31 protein-coding genes are annotated in these 26,811 nt (G+C 41.3%); 23 read left to right on the top strand and 8 right to left on the bottom strand.

Annotated elements, in window-relative coordinates:
* Nucleotides 1–163 precede the first annotated feature (163 nt).
* The 4 genes from VK097_RS07440 (at nt 164) to VK097_RS07425 (ending at nt 2,989) form a co-directional block, all read left to right on the top strand.
* Nucleotides 164–1,051 carry a polysaccharide deacetylase family protein gene (locus tag VK097_RS07440; protein WP_324211174.1) on the top strand — a complete coding sequence of 296 codons (888 nt, stop codon included), beginning with the start codon at nt 164–166 and terminating at the stop codon, nt 1,049–1,051.
* A gap of 467 nt (nt 1,052–1,518) precedes the next feature.
* The gene (locus VK097_RS07435) at nt 1,519–1,623 is read left to right on the top strand and encodes a GapA-binding peptide SR1P (protein ID WP_324211173.1); all 105 of its coding nucleotides are present in this window, start codon (nt 1,519–1,521) and stop codon (nt 1,621–1,623) included.
* Nucleotides 1,624–1,744: 121 nt separating this feature from the next.
* Entirely contained in the window at nt 1,745–2,701 is a 957-nt protein-coding gene (locus VK097_RS07430) for an NAD(P)H-dependent flavin oxidoreductase (protein WP_324211172.1), read from the top strand.
* 18 nt (nt 2,702–2,719) lie between these two features.
* A complete protein-coding gene (locus VK097_RS07425) occupies nt 2,720–2,989 on the top strand; it encodes a UPF0223 family protein (RefSeq protein ID WP_324211171.1) in 270 nt (89 codons plus the stop codon).
* Nucleotides 2,990–3,230: 241 nt separating this feature from the next.
* Here the strand turns inward: VK097_RS07425 and VK097_RS07420 are convergent, their stop codons facing one another.
* Nucleotides 3,231–3,848 (bottom strand): YktB family protein, encoded by a 618-nt coding sequence (locus VK097_RS07420; RefSeq protein WP_324211170.1) that lies wholly within the window; start codon nt 3,846–3,848, stop codon nt 3,231–3,233.
* A 326-nt stretch (nt 3,849–4,174) separates the two neighbouring features.
* On the opposite strand from VK097_RS07420, the gene VK097_RS07415 reads away from it, so the two are divergent.
* On the top strand, nt 4,175–4,369 hold the full coding sequence (locus VK097_RS07415; protein WP_324211169.1) for a YkzI domain-containing protein: 195 nt from the start codon (nt 4,175–4,177) through the stop codon (nt 4,367–4,369).
* Nucleotides 4,370–4,573: 204 nt separating this feature from the next.
* Nucleotides 4,574–5,383, top strand: a complete 810-nt coding sequence (locus VK097_RS07410) for an inositol monophosphatase family protein (RefSeq protein ID WP_324211168.1) — start codon at nt 4,574–4,576, stop codon at nt 5,381–5,383.
* 13 nt (nt 5,384–5,396) lie between these two features.
* Here VK097_RS07410 and VK097_RS07405 read toward each other — a convergent pair whose 3' ends face one another.
* Nucleotides 5,397–5,567 (bottom strand): DUF5325 family protein, encoded by a 171-nt coding sequence (locus VK097_RS07405; protein ID WP_324211167.1) that lies wholly within the window; start codon nt 5,565–5,567, stop codon nt 5,397–5,399.
* Between the two features lie 156 nt (nt 5,568–5,723).
* On the opposite strand from VK097_RS07405, the gene VK097_RS07400 reads away from it, so the two are divergent.
* The gene (locus VK097_RS07400; RefSeq protein ID WP_324211166.1) at nt 5,724–6,029 is read left to right on the top strand and encodes a YlaH-like family protein; all 306 of its coding nucleotides are present in this window, start codon (nt 5,724–5,726) and stop codon (nt 6,027–6,029) included.
* A gap of 294 nt (nt 6,030–6,323) precedes the next feature.
* Here VK097_RS07400 and VK097_RS07395 read toward each other — a convergent pair whose 3' ends face one another.
* Nucleotides 6,324–6,527 (bottom strand): YlaI family protein, encoded by a 204-nt coding sequence (locus tag VK097_RS07395; protein WP_324211165.1) that lies wholly within the window; start codon nt 6,525–6,527, stop codon nt 6,324–6,326.
* 135 nt (nt 6,528–6,662) lie between these two features.
* Between VK097_RS07395 and VK097_RS07390 the strand changes: the two genes are divergently transcribed.
* Nucleotides 6,663–6,962, top strand: coding sequence for a YbyB family protein (locus VK097_RS07390; protein WP_324211164.1), 300 nt, complete (start codon nt 6,663–6,665; stop codon nt 6,960–6,962).
* A gap of 106 nt (nt 6,963–7,068) precedes the next feature.
* Here the strand turns inward: VK097_RS07390 and VK097_RS07385 are convergent, their stop codons facing one another.
* Together VK097_RS07385 and VK097_RS07380 are read right to left on the bottom strand one after the other, a co-directional pair.
* The gene (locus VK097_RS07385) at nt 7,069–7,671 is read right to left on the bottom strand and encodes a YhcN/YlaJ family sporulation lipoprotein (RefSeq protein WP_324211163.1); all 603 of its coding nucleotides are present in this window, start codon (nt 7,669–7,671) and stop codon (nt 7,069–7,071) included.
* Between the two features lie 112 nt (nt 7,672–7,783).
* Nucleotides 7,784–8,281, bottom strand: a complete 498-nt coding sequence (locus tag VK097_RS07380) for a molybdopterin-binding protein (protein WP_324211162.1) — start codon at nt 8,279–8,281, stop codon at nt 7,784–7,786.
* Nucleotides 8,282–8,443: 162 nt separating this feature from the next.
* Between VK097_RS07380 and VK097_RS07375 the strand changes: the two genes are divergently transcribed.
* The 3 genes from VK097_RS07375 (at nt 8,444) to pyc (ending at nt 13,669) form a co-directional block, all read left to right on the top strand.
* Nucleotides 8,444–8,725 carry an Fpa/YlaN family protein gene (locus tag VK097_RS07375; RefSeq protein WP_324211263.1) on the top strand — a complete coding sequence of 94 codons (282 nt, stop codon included), beginning with the start codon at nt 8,444–8,446 and terminating at the stop codon, nt 8,723–8,725.
* A 328-nt stretch (nt 8,726–9,053) separates the two neighbouring features.
* Nucleotides 9,054–10,259 (top strand): putative lipid II flippase FtsW, encoded by a 1,206-nt coding sequence (gene ftsW / locus VK097_RS07370; protein WP_324211161.1) that lies wholly within the window; start codon nt 9,054–9,056, stop codon nt 10,257–10,259.
* Entirely contained in the window at nt 10,226–13,669 is a 3,444-nt protein-coding gene (gene pyc, locus VK097_RS07365; RefSeq protein WP_324211160.1) for a pyruvate carboxylase, read from the top strand. Before ftsW ends, pyc begins: the two co-directional genes overlap by 34 nt.
* Nucleotides 13,670–13,694: 25 nt before the next feature.
* Here the strand turns inward: pyc and VK097_RS07360 are convergent, their stop codons facing one another.
* Nucleotides 13,695–14,612: a COX15/CtaA family protein gene (locus tag VK097_RS07360; RefSeq protein ID WP_324211159.1), complete on the bottom strand. Its 918-nt coding sequence runs from the start codon at nt 14,610–14,612 to the stop codon at nt 13,695–13,697.
* A 596-nt stretch (nt 14,613–15,208) separates the two neighbouring features.
* On the opposite strand from VK097_RS07360, the gene cyoE reads away from it, so the two are divergent.
* The 7 genes from cyoE to VK097_RS07325 all read left to right on the top strand — a co-directional run bounded on the left by cyoE (nt 15,209) and on the right by VK097_RS07325 (nt 21,917).
* The gene (gene cyoE, locus VK097_RS07355) at nt 15,209–16,150 is read left to right on the top strand and encodes a heme o synthase (RefSeq protein ID WP_324211158.1); all 942 of its coding nucleotides are present in this window, start codon (nt 15,209–15,211) and stop codon (nt 16,148–16,150) included.
* Between the two features lie 62 nt (nt 16,151–16,212).
* Nucleotides 16,213–17,268 (top strand): cytochrome c oxidase subunit II, encoded by a 1,056-nt coding sequence (gene coxB / locus VK097_RS07350; protein WP_324211157.1) that lies wholly within the window; start codon nt 16,213–16,215, stop codon nt 17,266–17,268.
* 34 nt (nt 17,269–17,302) lie between these two features.
* A complete protein-coding gene (ctaD, locus tag VK097_RS07345) occupies nt 17,303–19,156 on the top strand; it encodes a cytochrome c oxidase subunit I (RefSeq protein ID WP_324211156.1) in 1,854 nt (617 codons plus the stop codon).
* Nucleotide 19,157: 1 nt separating this feature from the next.
* On the top strand, nt 19,158–19,781 hold the full coding sequence (locus tag VK097_RS07340; protein WP_324211155.1) for a cytochrome (ubi)quinol oxidase subunit III: 624 nt from the start codon (nt 19,158–19,160) through the stop codon (nt 19,779–19,781).
* Nucleotides 19,782–19,784: 3 nt separating this feature from the next.
* On the top strand, nt 19,785–20,108 hold the full coding sequence (gene ctaF, locus VK097_RS07335; protein ID WP_324211154.1) for a cytochrome c oxidase subunit IVB: 324 nt from the start codon (nt 19,785–19,787) through the stop codon (nt 20,106–20,108).
* Between the two features lie 203 nt (nt 20,109–20,311).
* Nucleotides 20,312–21,235: a cytochrome c oxidase assembly factor CtaG gene (gene ctaG, locus VK097_RS07330; protein WP_324211153.1), complete on the top strand. Its 924-nt coding sequence runs from the start codon at nt 20,312–20,314 to the stop codon at nt 21,233–21,235.
* A gap of 226 nt (nt 21,236–21,461) precedes the next feature.
* Nucleotides 21,462–21,917 (top strand): DUF420 domain-containing protein, encoded by a 456-nt coding sequence (locus VK097_RS07325; RefSeq protein ID WP_324211152.1) that lies wholly within the window; start codon nt 21,462–21,464, stop codon nt 21,915–21,917.
* A 33-nt stretch (nt 21,918–21,950) separates the two neighbouring features.
* On the opposite strand, the gene ytvI is transcribed toward VK097_RS07325, so the two are convergent.
* A complete protein-coding gene (gene ytvI, locus VK097_RS07320) occupies nt 21,951–23,009 on the bottom strand; it encodes a sporulation integral membrane protein YtvI (protein WP_324211151.1) in 1,059 nt (352 codons plus the stop codon).
* A 300-nt stretch (nt 23,010–23,309) separates the two neighbouring features.
* Complete coding sequence (locus VK097_RS07315; protein WP_324211150.1) at nt 23,310–23,675, bottom strand: YugN family protein; 366 nt, start codon at nt 23,673–23,675, stop codon at nt 23,310–23,312.
* A gap of 148 nt (nt 23,676–23,823) precedes the next feature.
* Between VK097_RS07315 and VK097_RS07310 the strand changes: the two genes are divergently transcribed.
* From VK097_RS07310 to VK097_RS07290, 5 genes are all read left to right on the top strand, one after another.
* A complete protein-coding gene (locus tag VK097_RS07310; protein WP_324211149.1) occupies nt 23,824–24,252 on the top strand; it encodes a CBS domain-containing protein in 429 nt (142 codons plus the stop codon).
* Nucleotides 24,253–24,485: 233 nt separating this feature from the next.
* Nucleotides 24,486–25,544 (top strand): CAP domain-containing protein, encoded by a 1,059-nt coding sequence (locus tag VK097_RS07305; RefSeq protein WP_324211148.1) that lies wholly within the window; start codon nt 24,486–24,488, stop codon nt 25,542–25,544.
* Between the two features lie 91 nt (nt 25,545–25,635).
* Nucleotides 25,636–26,031 (top strand): YlbD family protein, encoded by a 396-nt coding sequence (locus VK097_RS07300; RefSeq protein ID WP_324211147.1) that lies wholly within the window; start codon nt 25,636–25,638, stop codon nt 26,029–26,031.
* Between the two features lie 10 nt (nt 26,032–26,041).
* Complete coding sequence (locus VK097_RS07295) at nt 26,042–26,275, top strand: YlbE-like family protein (protein WP_324211146.1); 234 nt, start codon at nt 26,042–26,044, stop codon at nt 26,273–26,275.
* A 58-nt stretch (nt 26,276–26,333) separates the two neighbouring features.
* Nucleotides 26,334–26,768 carry a YlbF/YmcA family competence regulator gene (locus VK097_RS07290; RefSeq protein WP_324211145.1) on the top strand — a complete coding sequence of 145 codons (435 nt, stop codon included), beginning with the start codon at nt 26,334–26,336 and terminating at the stop codon, nt 26,766–26,768.
* Nucleotides 26,769–26,811: the final 43 nt, after the last annotated feature.

Here is a 26,811-nt window from a genome sequence, read left to right as displayed (position 1 = left end):
ATAGAATTCAACCAAAATATAGTTTTATTCTCCCCCCTCATATAGAATTCATACTGTATACTTATACCCAGACGGAAAGTTAATAAACCAAAATATATAGTCAAGTTTCTGTTTTATACTGTACAATAGAATCAGCAACTGGAAAATATAAGGAGGCAGATTATTGAAAAACAAGCTATGGCTTATCCTTGCAGTAACATTATTAATGACTGCCTGTGTAGACATGACATCAGGTGCAAAAGAGGAAACCGAACAGAATAATGACCATGAAAAGACAGAGGAAACGGAAAAAGACACTGTTGAAACGAGCAAGAATAAGTCGGAAAATAACGCAAATGAGGAAAAACAAATAGAAGAAAAGCAGGGGAACAAGAAAAAAACAGCTGAACCGGTTTATAAAATCGATGAGGAGACCTCTTCTGTCGTACCTGTAAATGAACAGGGGAATGAAAAAATAGTACTGCTGACAATCGATGATGCTCCTGATACATATGCAATAGAAATGGCAAAAACATTAAAAGATTTGGATGCAGGTGCTATTTTTTTCGTGAACGGCCATTTTCTTGACACACCTGAAGGGGAAGAGAAATTGAAAAAAATCCACAATATGGGTTTTGAAATTGGTAATCATACGTATAACCACGCATACTTGCCGGACGTGTCGACCGGGAAGCAAGAAAAGGAAATTGTGAGCCTGAATGATAAGATTGAAGGTATCATCGGGGAAAGACCGCAATTTTTCAGGGCGCCAAATGGTGCCAATACTGACTTTACGAAACAGGTTGCCAAGGACGAAGGTATGGTAACGATGAATTGGACGTACGGATATGATTATTTTGAACCGTATATGGATGCCGAGAAGCTTACCGAAGCTATGGTAACGGGTAAAGGTCCGGAAGTTGATGTTTCACACAGTCTGCTGAACCCGGGGGCCAATCTGCTGATGCATGACCGCGAATGGACTGCAAAGGCATTAGAAGATATTGTAACAGGGCTCCGTGATAAAGGATATGAAATTGCAGATCCTGCCTTGCTTAAGACAATAGAATAAAGAGAAACAGCCAGCTGATCACATGCAACTGGCTGTTTTTAACATATAACAACAGCTGACTGATCATAAATCATTCAGTGGGGAAAAACATCCCACTGAATGAAGTTTCGCTTTATCCCGCATGTAATGGACAGTAATCCGTCAAAATACGCCGGCTAACTGCCCCTAAATGTCCGATTCTGCTCAACTAACATTCAGTGGGGAAAAACATCCCACTGAATGAAGTTTCGCTTTACCCCGCATGTAATGGACAGTAATCCGTCAAGATACGCCGGCTAACTGTCCTTAAATGTCCGATTCTGCTCAACTAACATTCAGTGGGGAAAAACATCCCACTGAATGAAGTTTCGCTTTATGATCAAAACTTAAAATTTATAATGTGATATACTAATTAACAATTGACACGTTCAATATGACATACTATAATACTATTATACTAACAGATGAACGAGAAAGGGATGTTATAAGTGGGTACGATTATATGTCAGGATTGCCAGGGTGTTATCGAACATTTTAATGATGAAAAAGTAACAACATTTTACGGAAAGTGTCCAGCATGCGACCAAAAATGAATACGTTTTCAACTAAAAGCTGTATTTATTCCTGCAGCTTTTTTCTTTTTGTCATTTATCAGGTTGTATTAGCCATCCTGCATCATTATTGATATGATAATAAAGAAAAGGGGGATTTATGATGAAATGGGAGACGGAGATAACAGAACTATTACATATTGACTATCCGATTGTTCAGGGCGGACTTGCTTATCTTGCTTATGCAGATTTGGCCGCCGCTGTCTCTAACGCCGGGGGACTTGGGCAGATTACAGCTATGAGTCTTGGCACCCCTGATGCCTTACGTGATGAAATTCAGAAAGTGAAAGCACTGACAGACAGACCATTTGGTGTGAATTTTGCTATCGGTCAGCACGGCAGAGCTTATGAACATATGGTGCAAGTGGCAATTGATGAGGAAGTGCCGGTTATATCCGTAACGGGCGGTAATCCAAAAGGTGTTCTTGATTTGGTAGAAGATTATCCGATCAAAAAACTTGTATTGACGGCAGCACGGAGACAGGCAGAAAAAGCGGCGGAGCTTGGGGCAGATGCTGTCATGGTTGTCGGACAGGAAGGCGGGGGACACCTCGGCCGTGGAGATGTCGGAACGTTCGTGCTGACGCCGCAGGTTGCTGATTCAGTATCGGTTCCGGTAATTGCCTCAGGCGGTATTGTGGATGGACGTGGTATGATGGCGGCGCTTGCGCTTGGAGCAGAAGGAATCGAAATGGGCACAAGGTTTATTGCTACGCAAGAGTGCGTTGATGCACATGAGAAATACAAAAAAGCATTGCTCGATGCGGATGAGAATGCAACCGTCGTGATCAAACGTTCTCTTGGGACACCTGCAAGGGCATTGAAAAATCCATGGACCGATGAAATATTGGAACTTGAAAAGCAATATGGCGATTATGAGTCATTAAAAACGCATATCAGCGGTGAAGCAAACAAACAGTATATTTATAAAGGGGAAGAGACAGCCGGATTTGGCTGGGCCGGTCAGGGCGCCGCAAGGATCCGCAGCATCCCGACAGTGGAGGAACTGATTCAATCTATGATTGATGAAGCTGCGGATATACGCAGAAAATGGTCTTGATTGAGGTGAATAACAACAATGAATTACCATTATCCATTGGATGATACATGGTCAAAACAGGAAGTCATAGACGTCGTTAACTTCTTTTCATTAGTGGAGCAAGCATACGAAAAACAAGTAAAAAGAGATGATTTTTTGGCAGCGTATCAAAAATTCAAGCAAGTTGTTCCGGCCAAAAATGAGGAAAAGACTTATTTTAGAGAATTTGAGCAAGCATCGGGATATGCAAGTTTTGCGGTTGTTAAAAAGGCGAGGAACAGTGAGCAGCAAACAATTAAAATGATGTAAACAATAAGGGATTGGGATAAAAGTATTGAATCAAAGAAAAATCCGAACTATGATTCAAAATTCGACAGTTAGATTTCGAATCAGTTCGGATTTTCTTTTTATAGTATATGGGATTCCACCTAAACCAGCGAAGTATCTTTCCGCAGCGGTGGTTCAGATTTATCCTAACGTTTTACTAAAATATTTCGGTTATTACTCGTCTTTAATGTTGAATGTTTAAGTTATGTCCCAGCCCTTTTTTCTACCCCATTGATATTTTATAAAGGGGTGTGAGTGTTTTAAATGTGTTCTTGGCTTCTTTTAAAAATGCTTTGCCATCAGATAGTATGGGGTCATCCGGCTTGAAGTATCTTCCGATCAGGAACTCTGCTTTTTTTACATTTTGCAGTCGTGTGAAAGCTTGTTCTAAATCAATTTCCGAAAGGCTTGTTGCGTCTTTCCTTGTATGATCAAGTGAAACGGCATAGTCATCAGGCACCGACTCACGGATATCATCTATATGATTAAGAAACGAGTTGGCAATCTCCTGTTTCCCCGGCATTTCATAAATATAGGCAAGCCACATGAACAAATGATCATCCCACAGACCAATTTGAAAGTGCGGGTGTTTTTTATAGCCGCGTTTATTGTGGCAAAATGCCATCCACGTATCATTCGGCGGGTTCTTGGTTCTTCTGGCGTGCTGTGCAATATGTACATACATGTCGTTTCCGGTCATATTCGACATATCGTCGAAAAGTCCTTCACCGATTGCTTTGAATTTAGGCTGAATATTTTCCCGTATGGCTTCCATACGTTCCTCGAGGCCATCAATGGTAAATATATCGAAATCTTTCGTCGAAAACCCTGCAAATTCCATTCATACCATCCTTTCAATCATTATTGACAGGCCGCCCCCCTTAACCGTGCGGATCCCAAGTAGAGGATCAGCTCAGCTGCCCGTAGAGGTCCGATTCGTTCAATTACCATACAACGGGAAAAAAGCGCCCTACTGTATCAAGTTCACTCTATAATCATTATTATTAGGCAAAAACATCATCAGGTCAAGCGCATACGCTTCGACGGAAATGTTTTAAAATTTTTAAAAAGGGGCATTAACTAAGTAAACGTTTTCCGTTGTTTATGAACAATAAACGGCATGAAAGCATATAGATAAAAAAAGTGATCTGAAAGGTTGTGGGTAACATGAAATATGTTATAGAGGACCTGAGAAAAGAGATAGATCGGAAAAAGCTTCCTGTTATCCGTATTGAAATTGATTATGAACTCATGACGTTATATGATGCCATACAGGCGAACGATAAAGTCCAAATCATTAAATCAAAAGAAAAACTGAAACAGCTGCGTCTGCAGCTGATGGGAATTGCAGATGATGCGTAACGACTGTCTAAAAAGCTTTTATTTATTTTTCTGGAACACTCTGCCGGCAGATTATCGGAGGTACCCCAAATTTACATACTGCCGGTTCATGTATTTTTGGGCTCTGTTTTTTCAGAATGATAATTATACCAGTTACCCAAAAATATGATTCTTCCCCTCCAATTTGGTATGATGGTAACAGATTTAATAATTGGAGGCATACAGATGAACTTGACAATTCGCGATAAACTTTACGAGCAGGCAAAAGAATGGGTGCTCGAAGCAGGTAATACAATCAGGGAAAAAATAAATGATCCGCTGACAATTAATACGAAATCAGACCGGAATGATCTTGTAACTACAATGGACAGGAATACAGAGTATTTTTTTATGACGAATATCAAAAAAACGTACCCGGACCATCTTATTATCAGTGAAGAGGGTTATGGTGATGAATTGCAATCACTTGACGGTACTGTGTGGATAATCGATCCAATTGATGGGACGATGAATTTTGTTCATCAGAAACGAAATTTTGCGATATCCGTGGGGATTTATCATAACGGCGTCGGCGAAATCGGATTTATCTATGATGTCATGGCTGACAATTTATACAGTGCGAAGCGGGGAGAAGGTGCTTTTAAAAATAAGATGGCACTGTCACCACTTTCTGACCAAAAAAGCATTTATGATTCCATTTTAGGCCTAAATCATTTTTGGCTTTGTAAAAATCGTCTGGTCGAAGAAGACGTCATCCAGGAACTGGTGAAGACCGTAAGAGGTACAAGGACTTTTGGTTCTGCAGCGTTGGAGTTCGCTTATGTTGCTGAAGGTATCATGGATGGATATATGACCATGGGGCTCGATCCATGGGATATTGCAGCAGGGATTGTCATTGTGAATGAAACAGGAGGGAGGACAACGGATGCATTCGGAGGCTCGCTTGATTTGCTCCGGAAAAGTTCTGTTTTAACCTGCAATCCGGCTATACAGGAAAAAATCGTTAACGAGTATATGGAAAAAGGAAAAAAGTGACTTCACACCGAAGTCACTTTCTTTTACGTTTTAATGATATCCCGTAGCCCATAAAAGCGACACCAAGTATAATAAATAACAATACGAGCCAAATATTGCGAAAAGCAATCGCGATCCCGACAAGTACAAACATTAATATAACCAATGTTGCCAAAAGCAGCATAGGCAGGTCGAGTTTCTTCATCATATACACCCCAATTTCCTTTAACCAGTATATAACACAGGGGATTTTTATTCAAAATTTGTCGATTTTACAACTGGCGAGCCGATGAAAGATTTAGTATGATAGATAAAGTGAAGAGTAGTATTAATTTTAATGTTGCAGTAACGGAGGATACAGATGGAAAATAGTTTCAGTCTGGTATATGAGCTGATTGTTAATTATCGGGACAGTATTAATATTTATTGGGTATTTTATGTAATCAACCTGATTCTGGCAGGTATTGCTTATAAACTTGGTTTCGCTAAAGATCTGCCTGTTTTGAAATCAGTTCTTGTTTATATGATGCTTGCAGCAGGAATGCTTATCTTAAATTTGTTCAGCATGGTCGGTTACCCGATTACGGACAGTCTGGTAGTTATTTGTCTTGTTCTGGGCATTTACCGCTACAGGCTTCATCGTGAACGAAAAGCGAAACAGGCCTAAAGGGGCTGGGACAAAACTAAAATGTTCAATACTAAAAACGAACGATAGCCAGGGGATTCCAGTAAAATGCAGGTATATGTTTTAACTACCGCTTCGGAAAAATACTACGCTTTCCGGAGGCGGCTGATGAGCATCCAGTCTCCGTATTTTTCCTACGCTGGTTTACGCGGCACCCCATGTTACAACAAAAAGAAAAATCCGAACTGATTCGAAAGCTATCTGCAGAAATTTGAATCATCGTTCGGATTTTGCTTTACCTTAAATGCTTTTGTCCCAGTCTCTTTAATTTGATTCTTAGATCAAATCCTTTTTCTTTTTCTTTGCATCATATAACTTAAAGCTTCCTGTAGCATGCCGTTCTCTCGTTTTATTATCAATCCGGTCGTAGCACCCGGAGCATAAGTACATATAAATTCTGCGGTTGCGCAAGCGCTTGGCCTGCAATGAGTCATCTTCTAATTCATTTACTTCGTCGCATAATACACATTGTACTTTCATTTCTTCTCACCTCTGAAATCTGGATCCTCTTATAATATAACATGATAGAAATTTGTATGAAAGTGAATGTTTGGCGGGGAGGTAAGCTGGGAATAAAATAACTAGTGTTAATATCAAATAAAAGGGTGGTATCGAATGAAAAAACGCTATATTGCTTCAGCCGCAGGGGCTATAGGGGCAGGAATCACCGGATATTTGCTGCGAAATGAGGAGAACCGGAATACATTCAAATCAAAAGTAATAAACAGTGCCGAAAAAATCAGGAATATGAATAAAGAAGATCAACTCGATTCCACATTTGAGGATGCGGGGGCGCCAGATCAGGCAGAATCAAAAGCCCCGGCACAGCTTGAAAATTCCAAAATGGTTTCGGAAGGATCACAGTTCGGTGTGAACTATTACAATAAAGTAAAAGAAGATGATGACGAAAATTGAATTCATGAAATAAACAGGTGCTTTCCCGGCATACATACGCGAGAAAGCACCTTTTTAGGAAATTGGTTCATCATTTTTCATCCTGAACAATTTTCACATTTGTTTACTATTCCTGATTTTGCTGATTGGATTGGTCTTCTTCAACATCATCCAGCTGCTTTTCCTTATCTTCGGGAATTGATTCTTTATTTTGATCACCTTCATCCGGGCGATCTTCGTTAATCGGGAAGTCGGGCATATATCGGCCCACAATGGCTGATAATTCGTCTATAAATCCTTGCACAGGGTACCCTTGCGCTATTTTATCACCCATTGTTCGTATACGCTCAACAACATCACCGTCAGCTACTACCACGGCAGTTTTCCCATACGGGTCCTTTTGCAATGCCTCAAGCACCGAATATTTTACAGTGCCAACACGTGAGCGGTCCAGATCTTTATCGACATCAATCCCAACAACGGCGTATGGACCGGCAACAACAGAGGCTGCATCTTGGACATCCGGGACATCGCTCGCAACATTTGCTAAATGGGAAGCGATCTCGTTATTGGTCAAGTCCTGCTGTTCAACCGGATCAGAATCTTCCACTTGGATAAATCGGTCATTATCGTCTTTCTCCTCGGGCAATGATTGTTCATTTTGGTTCTGCTGACAACCGATCAAAAGTGTAAAACTCAAAAAAGACAGTATTCCTAAGCGTAGCAGCATGTATACTCCTCCTTTATCATAAACACGGAATATCTGTCTTATTAGTTTGATTCATCATTAACAAAATATACGAAAAAAGCTGTTCATTCCTCAAGTATGAACAGCTTGATAATCAATTTACAATAATTTTTTGAATGCCTTTAATGGGATTTTCCTGGTTAGAACCGTCTTTGTAAAATAATTGAACCGGACCTTTTTCTTTCAGCGGTTTGCCGTCTATGGCGAATAACAGGTAACTATTTGCAAGTGTACGCAGCGGAATAGTATTTTCGCCATCCGCTGTTTCAAGTGTGACACTATTGGCACCTTCCTTAACCTCAGCATAGCTTAAGAAATCTGTTATTGGCATAACATAAGAATTTTCCAGGATTTTCTCCCGATCTTTTCGCGATATACCTTTATTGGTTTTGTTAATGGGCGGTTTTAGATTTTGTTGGTAAACCTCCTGGCTGAAGCGGTCGGAAGCATCTGCAAGTTCATCTTTTTTGTCCTTTTTCTGTATGTCTTCTGTAAACGCTTCTTCAAGTAATATCTTCCGGTCATCAAAAATCCATACCGTCGGATCCAGTGTTATTGTGTATGAAACATTACCTGTTATTTGAACAATCATGTATAATCACCTCTTTAATGACGTATTCTTACCAAGAATAGCAGACAAGCTTTAATTTTTCATCATAAAAAGATGCATTTATGCTGAATTTTATTTGCAATTTCATGGTACAAACGGTAATATAAACTATAAGGTAGTCTTGTTAATGGAGGGATATTATTGATTCCTGAGGTGACAGAAACACATCGTGAAAAAGCTTATGCCCTTCTTAAGGCAGATGCTGATAGGATACACAAGCTCATAGAAGTGCAGATTGAAAATTTAACAATGCCACAATGCCCTCTATATGAAGAGGTTCTGGATACACAGATGTTTGGACTTTCAAGAGAAATTGATTTTGCCGTACGACTGAATTTAATCAACGAGAATGAAGGTAAAGCGCTTCTCGAAAATTTGGAAAGGCAGCTCAATAGATTACATGAAACAGCGCAAAATTCTGTGTGACGGTTTTTGTGTAATGCGGTAAAAACTTTGCCTGGTAGGATGTCGGCAAGGTTTTTTTATTTAAAAGGCTGTGAAGTTCGGCAGATGGACCAAAAGATGGGTTACGCTAATACGCATATATGTTATACTAAGCAAAACTTCTGTTCATCTGTTGCTATCCGCATGCAACGGGCAGCAGGGTTCCCGCTTTAATCATTTGCAGCGCTGACATGTAAAAGACAAGTGGAGAATCAGTTCCCCGTGAATGGGCGTTATATTCAGCGGGTATAGGATGCCGCGTTGAATGAAGTTTACACAATAAGATTACATATTTCTGGGGAGAAGTAGGATGTTTAAGAAATTAAAAGGTTATGATTTCACGCTGATGATCACACCAATACTCCTTACAGCGTTTGGAATTGTCATGATCTACAGTGCAAGTATGGTTTTAGCAGTGGTGGAAGGACAGGAGAGCACCTATTACTTGGTGAGACAAATTCAATGGTTTTGCCTGGCGATGATGGGGTTTATCATGACAAGTATATTCCCGTATAAGTATTATCAGAAATTGATCAAAGTCATAGTGCTGGGCATTGTTGCCCTTCTGGCAGGCGTACTGATTTTCGGGAATACTGTCAATAACGCAAGATCATGGTTCGATTTTGGACCACTCAGTCTGCAGCCGGCTGAATTTGCTAAATTGGGCCTGATTATCTATCTTGCATCTGTGTATTCCAAAAAACAGGAATACATTAATGAGTTTAATAGAGGTGTGTTACCGCCATTAATACTGACTGCAGTGATATTGGCACTGATTGTGCAGCAGCCTGATATCGGAACAGCTGCGATTATTTTTATGATTGCTTGTTCAGTCATATTCAGTTCAGGAATCCAATTCAAACATCTGTTTATCCTTGCATTTGTAGGCTTAACATTAGTGGCATTTGCTATCCCCAGTATGGTAACAGACGAACGTATCAGCAGGTTTGCCGGTGCTTATCAGCCATTTGAAGACCCGGGGGATGACGGATACCATTTAATCCAGTCTTATCTGGCAATTGGTGAAGGTGGTCTGATCGGTGAAGGTCTTGGTCAGAGTGTTCAGAAACTTGGGTATCTCCTGGAGCCGCATACCGATTTTATTATGGCGGTCATTGCTGAAGAATTGGGATTTGTTGGCGTGACAATAGTTGTCGGGATGCTGGCAATCATTGTTTTGCGGGGGCTCTTTATCTCCAGGAAGTGTTCTGATAGTTTCGGTGCTTTGCTGGCAATCGGCATATCATCAATGATAGCAATCCAGACGTTCATTAATTTAGGAGCTATCAGCGGACTTCTTCCCATTACGGGTGTTCCGCTGCCGTTTGTCAGTTACGGCGGGTCATCATTGCTTGTCATGATGATCGGTATGGGAATCATGAATAACATTGCAAAATCAGTCAATCAGAACGAACAGGAGCCTGCAGGAGTCAATAAGCAAGGTATAGAAAACAACACAGTTCGCAATAGAGGAGGAAGAACATGGGAGAGAGAAAACAGATCAATAAGGTTTTAGTTGCAAATCGCGGAGAAATCGCAATTCGTGTTTTCCGTGCATGTACAGAACTCAATATTCGAACAGTTGCAGTTTACTCAAAGGAAGACACCAGTTCATATCATCGCTACAAAGCTGATGAATCGTATTTGATAGGTGAAGGGAAAAAACCGATCGATGCCTATCTCGATATTGAAGGTATTATTGAACTTGCAAAAAATGTAGGTGTAGACGCCATTCATCCAGGGTACGGTTTTCTTTCGGAGAACATTGAATTTGCCCGCCGCTGTGAAGAAGAGGGCATCATTTTCATTGGTCCGACAAGCGAGCATTTAAATATGTTCGGTGATAAAGTTAAGGCGAGAACACAGGCAATCAATGCAGACCTGCCGGTTATCCCCGGCTCTGACGGCCCCGTTTCCTCATTGAAGGAAGTCGAGCAGTTCGGTCAGCAACATGGCTATCCAATCATCATTAAAGCGTCACTCGGAGGCGGCGGCCGCGGTATGCGTATTGTCCGAAATGAAGAGACTTTGCCTGAAGCGTACGATCGGGCCAAATCAGAAGCAAGAGCATCCTTTGGCAGTGATGAAGTATATGTGGAAAAACTGATTGAAAATCCGAAACATATTGAAGTTCAGATTATAGGTGATACCCATGGCAACAGGGTTCATTTATATGAACGGGATTGTTCTGTACAACGGCGCCACCAGAAAGTTGTGGAAGCTGCACCGAGTGTTTCTCTGTCAGAAGCATTCAGACATGAAATTTGTAATGCGGCTGTAAACCTGATGGAAAATGTCGACTATGTAAACGCGGGTACTGTCGAGTTTCTCGTCACCGATGATGCATTTTATTTTATCGAAGTTAATCCGCGCGTTCAGGTTGAACATACAATCACAGAAATGATTACAGGTGTCGATATTGTACAGACACAAATTAAAATAGCAGAAGGTCAGAATATTCATGACACGTCGATTGGCATCCCGCAGCAGGACGAGATTACAACGCTGGGATATGCCATTCAGTCCAGGGTCACCACCGAGGATCCGTTGAATAATTTCATGCCGGATACGGGTAAGATCATGGCCTACCGCACAGGTGGCGGCTTTGGTGTGCGGCTTGACGCAGGCAATGGATTTCAGGGTGCTGTTATTTCACCACACTATGATTCGCTATTAGTCAAAGTATCAACCTGGGCACTGTCCTTTGACCAGGCGGCACAAAAAATGGTCAGAAACTTAAAAGAATTCCGGATTCGCGGCATTAAAACGAATATTCCGTTTCTGGAAAATGTCATTTCACATCAGCAATTTTTATCAGGTGAATACAGCACTACTTTTATTGATCAGACGCCTGAGCTGTTTGTTTTTCCAAAGCGAAAAGACCGCGGAACCAAAATGCTGACTTACATTGGACACACAACTGTGAATGGTTTTGAAGGGATTCCTAATAAAGAAAAGCCTTCATTGGTCACACCGCCGATACCAGAGATCGACCAGCGGGAGGAAATACCTTCGGGAACAAAGCAGATTCTGGATGAGCACGGACCGGATTATCTGGCTGATTGGCTAAAAGAACAACAAAGGGTTATGCTGACCGATACAACGTTCCGCGATGCGCATCAATCATTGCTTGCAACCCGGATCAGATCAAAAGACTTGGTCCATATTGCAGAACCGACTGCCCGTTTATTGCCACAGCTTTTCTCAGTAGAGATGTGGGGAGGTGCAACGTTCGATGTTGCTTACCGCTTCCTTAAAGAGGACCCATGGCAGCGGCTTTTGAAGTTGCGTGAAAAAATGCCTAACGTTTTACTGCAGATGTTATTGCGCGCAAGCAATGCGGTCGGCTATAAAAACTATCCGGACAACCTGATTAAAGAGTTCGTTGAAAAGAGTGCAACAGCCGGAATTGACGTATTCCGCATTTTTGACAGCCTTAACTGGGTGGAAGGCATGAAACCGGCTATTGAGTTTGTGCGTGAAAATGACAAAATCGCCGAAGCTTCTATGTGTTATACAGGTGATATTCTTGATGTCGGGCGCACGAAATATGACGTTGATTACTATAAGAACCTGGCTAAGGAACTTGAACAGTCAGGAGCGCATATTCTCGGCATAAAAGATATGGCAGGGTTATTGAAACCTGAATCAGCCTATCAGCTGATCTCTTCATTGAAGGAAACAGTGGATGTACCGGTTCACCTGCATACACATGATACAAGCGGAAACGGCATTCACATGTATTCCCGAGCTATTGATGCAGGGGTGGATGCAGTTGATGTTGCCAATTCCCCAATGGCCGGAATGACGTCCCAGCCGAGTGCCCAGTCGCTGTATCATGCACTGGAAGGAACAAGCCGTCAACCTGAACTAAACATCGACTCTTATGAAAAATTATCCCATTATTGGGAAGGTATACGCGATTATTATCAAGATTTTGAAAGCGGCCTGAAGGCACCCCACACAGAAATATACTTTCATGAAATGCCCGGCGGACAATACAGTAACCTAAAGCAGCAGGCAAAAGCAGTCGGACTGGAAGAACGCTGGGATGAAGTGAAAGCAATGTTCAGACGCGTGAATGAAATGTTCGGTGATATTGTTAAAGTGACGCCTTCCTCAAAAGTGGTTGGTGATATGGCACTGTTTATGGTGCAGAACAATTTGTCCGAAGATGATGTTTACGAACGCGGTGAAACGATTGATTTTCCGGAATCAGTGATAGAATTTGCACAAGGTTATATCGGACAGCCTTATCAAGGTTTCCCGAAAGAGCTGCAGCGGATTATTTTGAAAGGGAAAGAGCCTATAAACGTCCGTCCGGGTGAGTTGCTCGATTCGGTCGATTTTACAAAGATGAGGGATTCACTCTATAATTCACTCGACAGGCCTGTTACGGATTTTGATTTGATCTCATATGCTCTTTATCCTAAAGTGTTTATGGATTATCATAAGTTCTACGAAACATACGGTGACATTTCCGTTCTGGACACGTTAACGTATTTCTACGGAATGAAGCTGGATGAGGAAATTGAAGTTGAAATAGAACAGGGGAAAACACTCTTTGTTAAACTTGTTTCCATTTCCGAACCACGGTCTGACGGTACACGTGTCATTTACTTCGAATTAAACGGCCAGCAGCGCCAGGTTGTTGTAAAAGATGAAAGTGTAGAGTCCCAAGTAAAAACAAGACCGAAAGTGGATCAGAACAATGAGAAGCAAATAGGCGCTTCAATGCCCGGCACAGTCGTTAAAGTGATTTGTGATAAAGGCGAAAAGGTCCAGAAAGGTGACCATCTTCTGATTAATGAGGCCATGAAGATGGAAACCACCGTTCAGGCTCCATTCTCCGGTGTCATAAAGGATGTTTACGTTAAAAACGGCGACACAATAGCAGTGGACGATCTTTTAATAGAATTTGAGTAATAAAAAGGGTAGCGGAAATTTTCCGTTACCCTTTTTCGTATTTGGCACTTCTTGATGACAGTAAAATGAAGTAACTGAGCATTGCAAAATAACATGAGATGATGAATGCGTGCATTAATGTAATCCACAGGTTCAGCATAGTGAAGATGATCATCGCTCCGAAGAATACTTGAAGTGTGATTAACGAAGCAGTCGTGATCCATCCCCAATTCATTACACGATTCTTCCCGTAATATTTTATCATTTTAACGGCCATGGTGACTGTCCATATAAACAGGACGGCGGCCATTAATCTGTGTCCCATCTGAACCCACTGTTCGAAGCTGTAATCTGCGAGTGCCAGCGGTGAATTATTGCTGCAGAACGGCCATCCGCTGCAGACCATATTCGCTTCAACATGCCGTACCAATGCACCAGTATAGACAACGATGATGGTGTATATGCTTATGGCATAAATTTCAGTTCGGTGCTTTTTTTCAATAACCAGTGATTTTGCATCGAATTTTGTATCGATCTCAAAAATCAGAAGCATCAGCAGAAATACTGCTGCGAACGAAATGAGCGAAATTCCAAAATGGGTTGCCATAATAAAGTCGGATTGATTCCACATTACTGCCGCTGCCCCGATTAGCGCCTGTAAAATCAGAAAAAATGACGACATGAATGCAAGGAATTTCACTTCACGTATATGCCCAATAAGTATCCAGGAAAGGATTGACAATGCTAAAACAACAAACCCCATAATGCCGGAGATCAGACGGTGGCTGAGCTCAATCACGAGTTCAGGTGTCACTTCTTTTGGGAAGAGCTGACCTTCACAAAGCGGCCAGCTTTCTCCGCATCCAAGCCCTGATCCGGTCTTGGTGACAAGTGCGCCCCCGATTAAAACAAACATCATCCCCAATGAAGCAACTACAGAGAGCAATTTTAGACTTCTAATCATTAAGATTGCCTCACTTTTTGTCAAGTTTTGCTGTAACACTTATTTCTATAATATCATGTTTCAGCCGCATCGACCAAAATTATTGACCTTACCATATAGCATCACGAATTATACCACATGTAACGAGCACTCGCCTCAAAATTTTGATGATACAGTCTGATTCTGTTCAATTAAAACCAGTGGGGCAGAAGAACCTTCCGCTGATTGAAGTTTCACTTTATTCCTGATTTGACTATAAAAATGTAAAAAACCCTTGCATTGTAGGTCGTTCTTTGCTAGAAATAATACAGGGGATATTTGTTTGGCTTGGTACCTTCACACCCTATTGCCATGGGAAAACCGCACATATTGTAAGTTATCAGTTAAAGGCTTTTAAGCCTTTCATTTTATTTTCAGCATCTTTTTCACAAATTTGTCACATTCATAATACTTACGGAGAGCCCGGATACAATGCAGTAAGATAGATTGTATTCAAATTCCATGGTACAATTGGGTCAGTTTGAAGGATACTTTTGTAAATTCTTAGCCATGATAAGTATAATGCCTGTCATTTATTAATGCCTTTTGTTGGGATGAAAAGGGGGGGATAATTATATATGGATAAAGTGGAGACGACCTCTTCACCAATTATTGACAAATCCGTTGATACAAGGAAAAAAATCATGACATTTTTTGCAGATTTTAAATCACTGACAAAAATGGGGATCGTGAACTCAAATTTAATTACAACATTTGCCGGCTTCTGGCTGGCTATCTATTTCACAAATGCCTCTTTTATGGCTAATTGGGAAATTTTTTTGCTGACGATTGCGGGCAGTGCACTGGTAATTGCAGGCGGGTGTATGATGAACAATTGGTATGATGTCGATATTGATCCGGTTATGTCGAGGACGAAAGAACGTCCGACAGTCACTGGGAGCATATCACTCAACCGTGTTCTTGCAGCAGGTGTTTCATCAACCGCTCTGGGGCTGATTCTTTTGATGTTCACTACAATGGAAGCTGCTCTGATTGCATTCTCTGGCTGGTTTGTATATGTCGTATTATATACAATGTGGTCAAAACGCAAGTATACATTGAACACAGCAATCGGCAGTTTTTCCGGCGCAGTTCCGCCATTAATTGGGTGGGCAGCTGTTGACCCCGGACTTCACACGATGGCTTTTATTTTATTCCTGATCATGTTTATTTGGCAAACGCCGCATTTTCTTGCATTGGCAATGAAAAAAAACAGAGAATATAATGCCGCTGGTGTACCAATGCTACCTGCTGTATATGGTTTTGAAATTACAAAACGGCAAATAGTCGTCTACATCGCATGTTTGCTGCCATTGCCATTTTTTATGGTTTCACTGAACACTGTATTCCTAGTGGTTGCCACATTATTGAATGCAGGATGGCTTGCGCTCGGTATCAGCGGGTTTTTTACGAAAAATGATCTAAAATGGGCAAATATGATTTTTATCTATTCATTGAACTATTTGACGATACTATTCTTAATGATGGTTATCGTAACATTAGAACTCCCCTTCAGTTAAGCTTGTTTATTCGTGTTAATACAATATGCAGATTTTAAAAGGAGAAAGAGAGGTATGGATACATGAAAGGTTGGATGGGAAAAATCCGGGCATTTTGTCTGTTAGGGTTAACAGCACTCGTGCTTTCAGCATGCGGTAAAGAGAATTTGACAGCTCTTGACCCAAAAGGTTATGGAGCGGAGACGTCATTTAATTTGATTATCCTGTCAACCATTGTAATGCTGTTTGTGCTTGTTTCCGTAATGGTTGTGTATACAATCGTGTTAATTCGTTACCGTAAAAAGAAAGACCAGGAAGATTATATTCCTAAACAGGTAGAAGGTAACAAAACATTGGAAACTGTATGGACAGTTATTCCAATTATCCTGCTGCTTATTATTGCGGTGCCGACTGTAACGGCTACATTCGACTTAGCCGATGACTCAGCTGCAAGTGACAGTGTGAACGTCCAGGTTACCGGCAACCAATACTGGTGGCATTTCAATTACGAAGGCAAGGAAATTCAAACAAGTCAGGATCTTTATATTCCTGTTGGCGAAAAAGTATACCTGAATATGAAATCTTCGGATGTCATTCATTCGTTTTGGGTACCGACCATCTCAGGTAAGATGGATGTGAACCCTGAAAACGAAAATACGATGTATATCGAGGCTTACGAAGAGGGCGTTTATTGGGGGAAATGTGCAGAGTTTTGCGGCCCATCCCATTCACTCATGGACTTTAAGGTTATAGCCGTTAGTCAGGAGGAATTTGACCAATGGGTACAAGACATGCAGAATGTTGACCCTGAAGCAGAGCCACAGGATGCTGTTGCTCAGGAAGGGCAGGCATTGTTCCAGGAGAAGAATTGTATGTCCTGTCACGCAATTGGCTCATCACCGGCTCAAATCGGTCCGAACTTGACCAACTTTGGCGATCGGTCCAAACTGGCAGGAATTGAGGAATTGAATAAAGAAAATCTGAAACAATGGATTATGGATCCGGAATCCATCAAACCCGGAAATAAAATGACCGGTAATTATCCGGATGTTTCAGAAGATGAAGCAGGTAAAATTGCGGAGTACTTATTGCAATTACAGCCATCAGATATCACACCTGAAAGTGCAGGTAAAGAATAATAGGGATGAAAGATTATAAAGGGAGGTTAATACTGTGAGTACAGTAGCTGCTCAAAAAAGAGGTTTCGGTGCTGTTTTGTGGGATTATTTGACAACTGTCGATCATAAGAAAATTGCACACTTGTATTTATTCGGCGGAGGATTTTTCTTTCTGCTTGGCGGACTCGAAGCCATGGCTATCCGCATCCAGTTAATTCAGCCTGAAAATGACTTTGTCAGTGCAGGCTTTTATAACGAACTGCTTACGATGCATGGAACAACGATGATTTTCTTGGCTGCCATGCCTATCTTATTAGGTTTAATGAATGCGGTCATGCCATTGCAGATAGGGGCGAGGGACGTTGCATTTCCATTTCTGAATTCATTGGGACTCTGGCTCTTTATGTTCGGAGGGCTTATGCTGAACGTCAGCTGGTTCCTGGGTGGCGCACCTGATGCCGGATGGACTGCATATGTGCCGCTGTCAACCACATCGCCGGGACACGGTGTTGACTTTTATGTAATAGGGCTGCAGATTGCAGGTGCAGGTACATTGATGGGCGGTATAAACTTTTTGGCAACCATTGTTACCATGCGTGCACCTGGTATGACATATATGCGTATGCCACTATTCTCATGGACGACGTTTATTACAAGTGTATTGATTTTGTTTGCTTTCCCGGCATTGACAATAGGATTATTCCTTCTCATGTTTGACCGGATGTTCGGCGCAGCATTCTTTGATGTTGGTCTAGGCGGAAATGCCATCATCTGGCAGCATTTATTCTGGATATTCGGACATCCGGAAGTGTACATTTTGATACTGCCGGTGTTTGGTGTGTTCAGTGAGATTTTTGCGACATTTTCTAAAAAACGGTTGTTTGGTTATACCGCAATGGTATTTGCAACGATGCTGATTGCCTTTTTAGGATTTATGGTTTGGGCTCACCATATGTTTACCGTTGGACTGGGACCTGTAGCGAATTCTATTTTCGCAATCGCTACGATGGCAATTGCAGTTCCAACCGGAATCAAAATATTCAACTGGCTGGCGACCATGTGGGGCGGCCAGGTTACCATTAATTCGGCAATGCTCTGGGCGTTAGGCTTTATCCCTACGTTTACAATCGGTGGTATGACCGGAATAATGGTTGCGTCTGTTGTTGCTGACTATCAGTATCACGACACGTATTTCGTAGTTGCCCACTTTCACTATGTAATTGTCGGTGGAACAGTTTTTGGTATCTTTGCCGGTCTGCATTACTGGTGGCCAAAAATGTTCGGACGTATCCTGAACGAAGCTATGGGCAAGTTGACTTTCTGGACGTTTTTCATCGGGTTCCACTTAACATTCTTTATCCAGCATTTCCTGGGACTCATGGGAATGCCTCGACGTTACTGGGTATTTTTAGAAAATCAGGGACTTGATCTAGGTAACCAGATTAGTACGGTTGGTGCCTTCTTTATGGCGTTCGGTGTGACTGTATTTCTTATTAATGCGGTGTACACAGCGGTTAAAGGCGAAAAAGTCGCTGAAGACCCATGGGATGGCCGAACTCTTGAATGGATCACAGCATCTCCACCGCCTCATTATAACTTTAAACAAATACCACTTATCCGCGGATTGGATGCGCTGTGGGTTGAAAAAACGGAAGGTAAAGGCAGACCAACACCTGCAGAACCATTGGGTGATATCCATATGCCAAATTCATCGTTCCTGCCGTTTATTATGTCTCTTGGGTTGTTCATAGCCGGATTTGGTTTCATCTATCAGGTGGACTATGATTGGGCATATATCCTGTTATTTGGCGGCATGGCAGTCACGTTAGGCTCGATGCTAACCAGATCATTGAAAGATGACCATGGTTACCATATACCAAAAGATGAACTTGAAAGCGAGGCTGACTAATATGAGTCATGATCATACCTTAAATCCGGAAACGATGCCAAATGAACCGGAAAAGGCTACACAGGAAGGACAAAACAAATTTATCGGCTTCTGGTTCTTTCTTGGTGGTGAAACGGTACTTTTCGCTTGCCTATTCGGCACATATATTGCATTGAACAGTTCAACAGCCGACGGTCCGACAGCAAATGACCTGTTCGGACTGGAGCTTGTTTTCATCATGACCATTCTGTTGTTGACAAGTTCTCTGACAAGTGTTTACGCCATGTACCATATGAAAAACAATGACTTTAAGAAAATGCAGTTATGGCTTGGAATAACTGCCGTTTTGGGCCTTTCCTTTTTAGGATGTGAAATTTATGAGTTTACACATTATATAACGGATTATGGTTTCACATTCCGTTCATCTGCATTCGGATCTGCCTTCTATGCACTGGTAGGCTTCCATGGCGGTCACGTAACATTTGGCATGGCATGGCTGATTGGATTGATGATCCGGAACGCAAAACGCGGATTGAATTTGTACAATGCACCTAAGTTTTATGTATTCAGTTTATACTGGCACTTTATTGATGTTATTTGGGTGTTTATTTTCACAGTAGTATATCTGATGGGAAAGGTGGGTTAATGGATGGCAGACAGCACCAATTCCAACGAAGTTAATCCATTCCAGAAGCAAAAGAACAAAGAAGAGATGCAAAAACAACTGATTTCTTTTGCATTGATGATTGCATTCACAATTATCGCCTTTATTATTGTTGCAACGGGTATGATGGACAGCATGTTTGTCATCCCTGTCCTGCTCATCCTGGCAGCTGTGCAAGTAGGATTCCAGCTGTATTATTTTATGCACATGAAGGAAAAAGGACATGGTATGCCGGCATTAATGATGTATGGCGGACTCTGGGCAGCACTTCTCGCATTGGCGGCACTGGGAGTTATCACCTGGTGGTAAGTGTTTCAAAAGATCGGGAGCTATTCCCGGTCTTTTTTAATGTTTAAATATATTTTTTTCAAATTGATATTGTAATGAAGGGCAGGCGCAGGGGTTTATTTGTTCGCAAATTGTCACATAATGGTTGGATGTCCTGCGGTAAAATACGTTATAATATAATATACTATACGAAAATAAACATCCGTGTATGGAGTGAATGATTTATGTGGCTCAATCTGCAAATTTTTGGTTTTCGTGCGCTATGGAGTCCGTACTATTTATTATTTGTGTTGGGACTTGCCTTGATATACTATCTGATTACCGGACCATATCGTCATAAGTTTGGCGGCAGTGGAAAGGAACGACCGTCAGGAAAGCAACAGTTCTTTTTCTACGGCGGCATGGTTTTGTTATACGCTGTGAAGGGTGCGCCGGTTGATTTGTTATCCCATATCATGCTGACAGCCCATATGATGCAAATGGCGATTTTTTACATTGTATTTCCCATTTTCATTATCAAAGGGATACCGACATGGTTTTGGGAAAAAGTTGTTAATCGACGATTCATTAAACCGGTGTTAAAGTTCTTTTCCATACCTCTTATCTCACTGTTATTATTCAATACACTGTTTTCGTTATATCACTTACCGGCTATTTTTGATTTTGCAAAGTCATCACAATCGGCACATTCATCCATATCCGTCATAATTCTGATAGCAGCATTTATCGTTTGGTGGCCGATATTGAGTCCTTTAAAGGAATTCGATCGGATGCCGCCATTGGGCAAAATTTTCTATATTTTTGCAAACGGTGTGCTAATCACTCCTGCATGTGTACTGATAATTTTTGCTGATACGCCGGTTTATGCTGCTTATACACAGGAAGGGGCATGGCTTCAGGCACTGTCACTTTGTGTTCCAAGTGGTGTATTGCAGGGTTTGAGTTCAGCTATATCAGGTCCTGAAATGTTCTCACCGATGACAACAATGCAAGATCAGCAATTAGGCGGCATTATCATGAAGATTATGCAGGAGATAACATATGGAATCATGCTGGGAAGAGTCTTCTTCAGCTGGTTTACCAAGGAAAGTCTGCAGGTTGATCCACTGCCTGCAAATACGAATGAACCGAGTACAAACGAACAATGACTGATGAAGACAACGGATTAAGCAGTGAAATCCATGTTTTTATCCCGCATGTAACGGGCAGTAAGTCTAAGTCCCCATCTCAAAAATTCAAGTTTACAAGGAAGTTTAGGTGCGGAGGCAATTTCCGTAAATGCCCGATTCTGTTCAACTCAACAATCGGTGGGGGGAAAGCTTCCGCTGATTGAAGTTTCACTTTATTTAACAGAGAGAGAGGGATTATGTATTTATGCCATTTCTACCCACAATTAGTACGTTTTTTATTGTAACAAGTGCTGTACTCGTTGCAATCGGATGGAGCTTTATTATAAAGGGAAAAGCCAAAGCACATAAGCGAACAATGCTAGCGGCTGCCGTGAGTGCACTGTTATTTTTTATCATTTATGTATCCAGAACCATTTTTATTGGGAATACAAGCTTCGGAGGGCCGGAGGAAATCAAGATTTACTATACAATCTTTTTGATTTTCCACATCATTTTGGCAACAACAAGTGCAATATTTGGTGTCGTTACCATCACATTAGCATTAAAAAGGAAAATACGCATTCACAGAAAGGTTGGCCCTGTTACAAGTATCATGTGGTTTTTCAGCGCCGTGACAGGGGTTATGGTATATCTGTTGCTCTATATCATTTATGACGGCGGCAAAACGACCAGTATGATTAAAGCGATATTGGGGGGATAAAAAAGTGTGCCTGACTTAATTGTCGGGCACACTTTAAATTTTTACATTCCATTTTATAATGCCTGCCTCTCGTGCTGAATTGAATGCTATTAGGAACAGCGGTCCAAGTATAAATCCAAGCAGCCCCAGCAATTTTATCCCGAGAAACATGGCTATTAAGGTTGCGAGCGGAGAAAGCCCGATATGCTGACCCATGACCTTAGGCTCTACTGTTCTTCGGATAGCCAGCAATATGATGGCGAGGACAGCCAATTGGCCCCCTAATACCACATTGCCTGCTATAAAGGCGAAAACTGCCCACGGTCCCAGTACGGCAATCGAACCGATAATCGGGATGAAATCGACCAGCCAAATAAACAGTGACATAATTACGGCCACATCCGGTGTAAACAATAATAACCCAATGAGTGTAACAACAAAAATTATAATACTGACAAGGAACTGCGCTTTAAAAAAACCTAACATAACATCCGAAAGTCTTCTGTTCATGAACGAAACTTTTTCAGCGGTTTCTTTTGTCATCAGCTTATAAAATTTTGATTTAAGTACTGGCAGTTCGAGCATAAACAAAAATAAGGCAATCAAATAAACGATAAAACTGATCAAATATTGAGGGATATCAGCAACAATCTGTGCCACCCTGTCGATGGTAATGGTTTCTTTTAAGGTGCCACTCATCGAAGTGAGCTGTGATTCAATTGTAGTGGTGACCTGATCATAAAATTCTTTCGGAAGATTTTTCGTATATTGCTCAAAGCCGGATTCCCATTTTTCATAAGCATTATTCAATTGAGTCACATATGAAGGCATATCCTCAACAAAATTGACAACTTGTGTGACGGCTTTTGTTACAACCAGTGATCCGCTGATTCCCAAAAAAACCAAAAACAGAAGAAAAACTATAATGACAGTTGTCTGTCTGCCGGTTTTAATTTTCTTCTGGATAAATCGGATGAGCGGATTCAAAATTAAAGCCGTGATTAAAGCAAGAACTAACGGAATAGATATCGGAAGCACGAAAAAGAAAAAGAGAAGAAGAAAGATTGCTAAAAAAATAAGTGTCCATTGGCGTTTAGTAATCGATCCAAGCAATGTAAATGAAGATCTCCTTTCATTCATACGTCAACTGAAGGATGTATGTTAGTTAAAACGAACCGGATCTTAACGGATGGCTTGGGGGTCCTGTCGCCCGTTAAGGCGGGATGAATAGTACCATGCGCTGTTTATATACATTCTGCTTAAAAATTATAAGTTTTCACAGAAATCTCTTTTTCCAATACAGATAACACGGTTTTGTCGGTATTTCCGCTAAGAAAAAACCAACCGCTTACTCTTATGAAGCAGTTGGCAGGGCGTCACAGACATTCAAAAAGTAACGGGCTTTTTGAACCACTATTTTTTATATTTATTAATATCTTCATTAACCTTTGTTACCAGGCTGACGGCGCGGTCCACCAGATTTTCCGGAAATTTTTCATCTTCGCCGTATTCGACGCCATGTGGATAATAATGCTTGCCGAGAAGAGGTGTTTTCAGCTGAATAACTGCATTCCCCCGGTCAACATCTCCCTCGACTGCATAGCCTTGTATACGAATATAATATGTAATGTTCTTTTCCTTGGATCCAATTTTATAATCATATGTCACACGTTCATAATCCCATTGTCCGCCACGGATGAAAGCGTGATTTCCCATCAGACGGTCCAGTGGTGTTATATCTACAATCGCTTCTTCAATTCCAGTATTTTCTAGTCTCATTTTATCCACCTCGCAAAAATATCCTAACACTTTTATAATAATAAAAATGTGTTTAACTTGCAATCGAAAAGGGATCAAATAATCGTGAAAGATATTTACTTATTTGGGAAAGATTAAAATGTACAGATCATTTAAGGAGGTAAATTCAATGAAAAATGTGCAAGATGTTATGAGTACAGATATTGCTGTTTGTCGAAAAGAGGATACCCTGTATGAAGCAGCATCGAAAATGAAGGAAAGGGATGTAGGGGTGATTCCCGTTTGTTCCGAAAACAAAGAATTGATGGGTGTTATCACGGACCGGGATCTGGTATTGAGGGGATATGCCGAAAAAAAGCCTGATACGACAACAGTACAGGATGTGATGAGTGGGCAGCTTTATCATGTATCACAGGATACATCGGTACAGGAAGCGGCTGACATGATGGCACAGAAACAAATTCGCCGTCTGCCGATTGTTGAAAACGGCAAACTGGCTGGCATTGTTTCTCTGGGGGATCTTTCACTCGAAGATAAATCAAACGAAGCAGCAGGAAGTGCACTTGAGGATATTTCAGAAAGGCCTGAAATTCACTGATATGGCAAATAACGGACACCAATCTCCATAAAGTCGGAATTGGTGTCCGTAAATGCCCGATTCTGCTCAACTAACATTCAACGGGGAAAATCGTTCCGTTGAATGAAGTTTCGCTTTATGTAGTATAATGGAAGCAACCGTTTGAGGGCGGTTGCTTTTGTTCTGATTCATACATGTATTGACTGATTGACACATATAGATATTTTAACGTTTTAATAGAAGGGGAAGCGGATATGCGGTTAATTCGAATAACGGTATTATTGGCAATAGTTATCGGGGCTTATTATATAGTGGAAAAAGGCTTCATAGAAAATGATCCCGACAAAATCTCCAGTGTAGGTTTTGACCATAGGGAAAACAAACTTGAGTCAAAGGAGATACCGGATAAGCGCTCGGTCGTTCCATTACAGGGTGATACGTTTCAATGGATGAACAAACCAGTAGATCAATTGGAGAAATCCTTTGGGGAGCCATCGCGCAAAGATCCGAGTGCTTACGGATATGAGTGGTGGATGTACTCGGACAAAAAGGGAGAATATATACAGTTTGGAATTCAAGATAATCACGTTAAATCGATTTATGCACTTGGCAGTGATTTATCATTGGGACCTGCTGAAATTGGACAAACCTATGACGCTGTTAAAGATCAGTTTTCTTTTAAGCGCGAAGTTACCTATAATAATGATTCTTCCTCTTATACATTCCGGCTGACCGATAAGGAATTGCAGGAACGCCCTTTGGTTAAAGTTTCTGACGATATTTTCCTGCAAATTTATTTTGATACATTTACGGATAAAGTGTCAGCTGTCAGGATGATGTCTGCTGATATTCTGCTGCTTCATCGTCCGTATGAAATTCAGTATCACGGGAAACTGACGGAAAAACCGGATTTCTCTAAGGAACAATGGGCAAAAATTGAGGAGGGGGCAGAACAGCAAATCTTCCATATATCAAATGTTATCCGCAGCCAGCATGGAAAATCAGATTTAGCATGGAATGAAACTGTCAGTAATGTTGCCTATCTTCACAGTGAAGATATGGCAAAAAATAATTATTTTTCGCATTATGAACAGGATGGCGACGGCTTAAAAGAACGGCTGGCTGCAAAAGATGTGCTCTATCAGTCTGCAGGCGAAAATATAGCCGCTCAATACCCTGATGCACCGGCAGCTATTCATGGGTGGCTGAATAGTGAAGGGCATCGTGAAGCGTTGCTGAAGGACGAATTTACACACTTAGGAGTGGGTGTCCATCAGCTTCATTACACTCAAAATTTCCTCCAAAGGCAATAAGGCCATTTAAGACTAATCGGTTACCGCGCACAGTATTTGCCTATTATTCATAAAATATCAGTAACTGATAATGTTACTGAGGTGAGTCGTTATGAGTGACAATCTTCATCCAAGTGTCCGGGAATTCAAAGCATTTTTACAGAAGCATCCCAAATTGGTCGAAGAAGTCCGGAAAAATGGCAGAGGTTTTCAGGAGTACTATGAGAAATGGGCTTTACTTGGAGAAAATGATCAGTTTTGGGATCAATACAAAGCTAATGTCTCCGATAATCCGGATAACAGATCTAAACAGGGGAAAGCAGAGATTATGGAACGACTGATCCAAATGTCGGAAAATATAGATCTGGATAAATTACAAAAGCAAGTGGATAACGTTAATAAAACGATAACAACTGTTCAGGGTATGCTCGGACAATTCCAATCAAATAAAGAGCCTTCGCAGCGGCCATTCAGAAATGACAACTTGTTTAGTGCGTTCAAGGATTAGAGGTGATACGATGCAGATACAAGTATATCAATATCTAAAGCAATATCCTGAATTGGCTCATTTTGTCCGGCTGAACCCTGTGTGGTATCGCTATTTAACGCGAGAACCTCAAAAGGTGCGGGAATTGGAAAGAGCGTCGAAAGCGTTTTACGGCAAAACATTCTCCCAGCAGATTGGTAAAATTGGCAGTCATGTACAGATGGTCAATACACTTATCAATCTTGCCGGTGCCATGAAAGACTGAGTGTTTCGCTGTTTTAATCTCCCGAATTCCATGATAGGATGGTGGTGGAGGTGAAATTATGATAGGAACTATCGAGTATGCAGACATCCTGGACCACTCAGAGATACTAAGTGATATGGTCTTAAAGTCTGACGTCATGGAATCCTATGAAGATGCCCGAAAAGCTCTTAATGAAGATCCAGAGGCACAACAGCTGATTAAAGCGTTTAATGATATAAAAGAACAATATGATGAAGTGCAGCGCTTTGGCAGATATCATCCTGATTATAATGAGATTATGAAAAAGGTGCGTTCGTCAAAGCGTAAAGTGGACATGAATGAAAAGGTGGCTGCATTTAAAGTCGCTGAACGTAACTTACAGAAGATGCTCGACGAAATAAGCGAATATATTGCTTTTAGCGTAAGCGATGACATTAAAGCGCCCAAAGACGGTGCTGCATTGACGGATCATGGGTGCGGTCACGGCGGGGGCTGCGGCTGCAAGGTCTCTTGATGTTGCAATCAGATTCTGGTAAACTGATTGCAAATGGAAGGAT

The organism is Lentibacillus sp., assembly GCF_035301675.1.
GTDB lineage: Bacteria > Bacillota > Bacilli > Bacillales > Amphibacillaceae > Lentibacillus.
The sequence above is the reverse complement of the archived record's forward strand: the minus strand, read 5'-3'. Positions and strand labels throughout refer to the sequence as shown.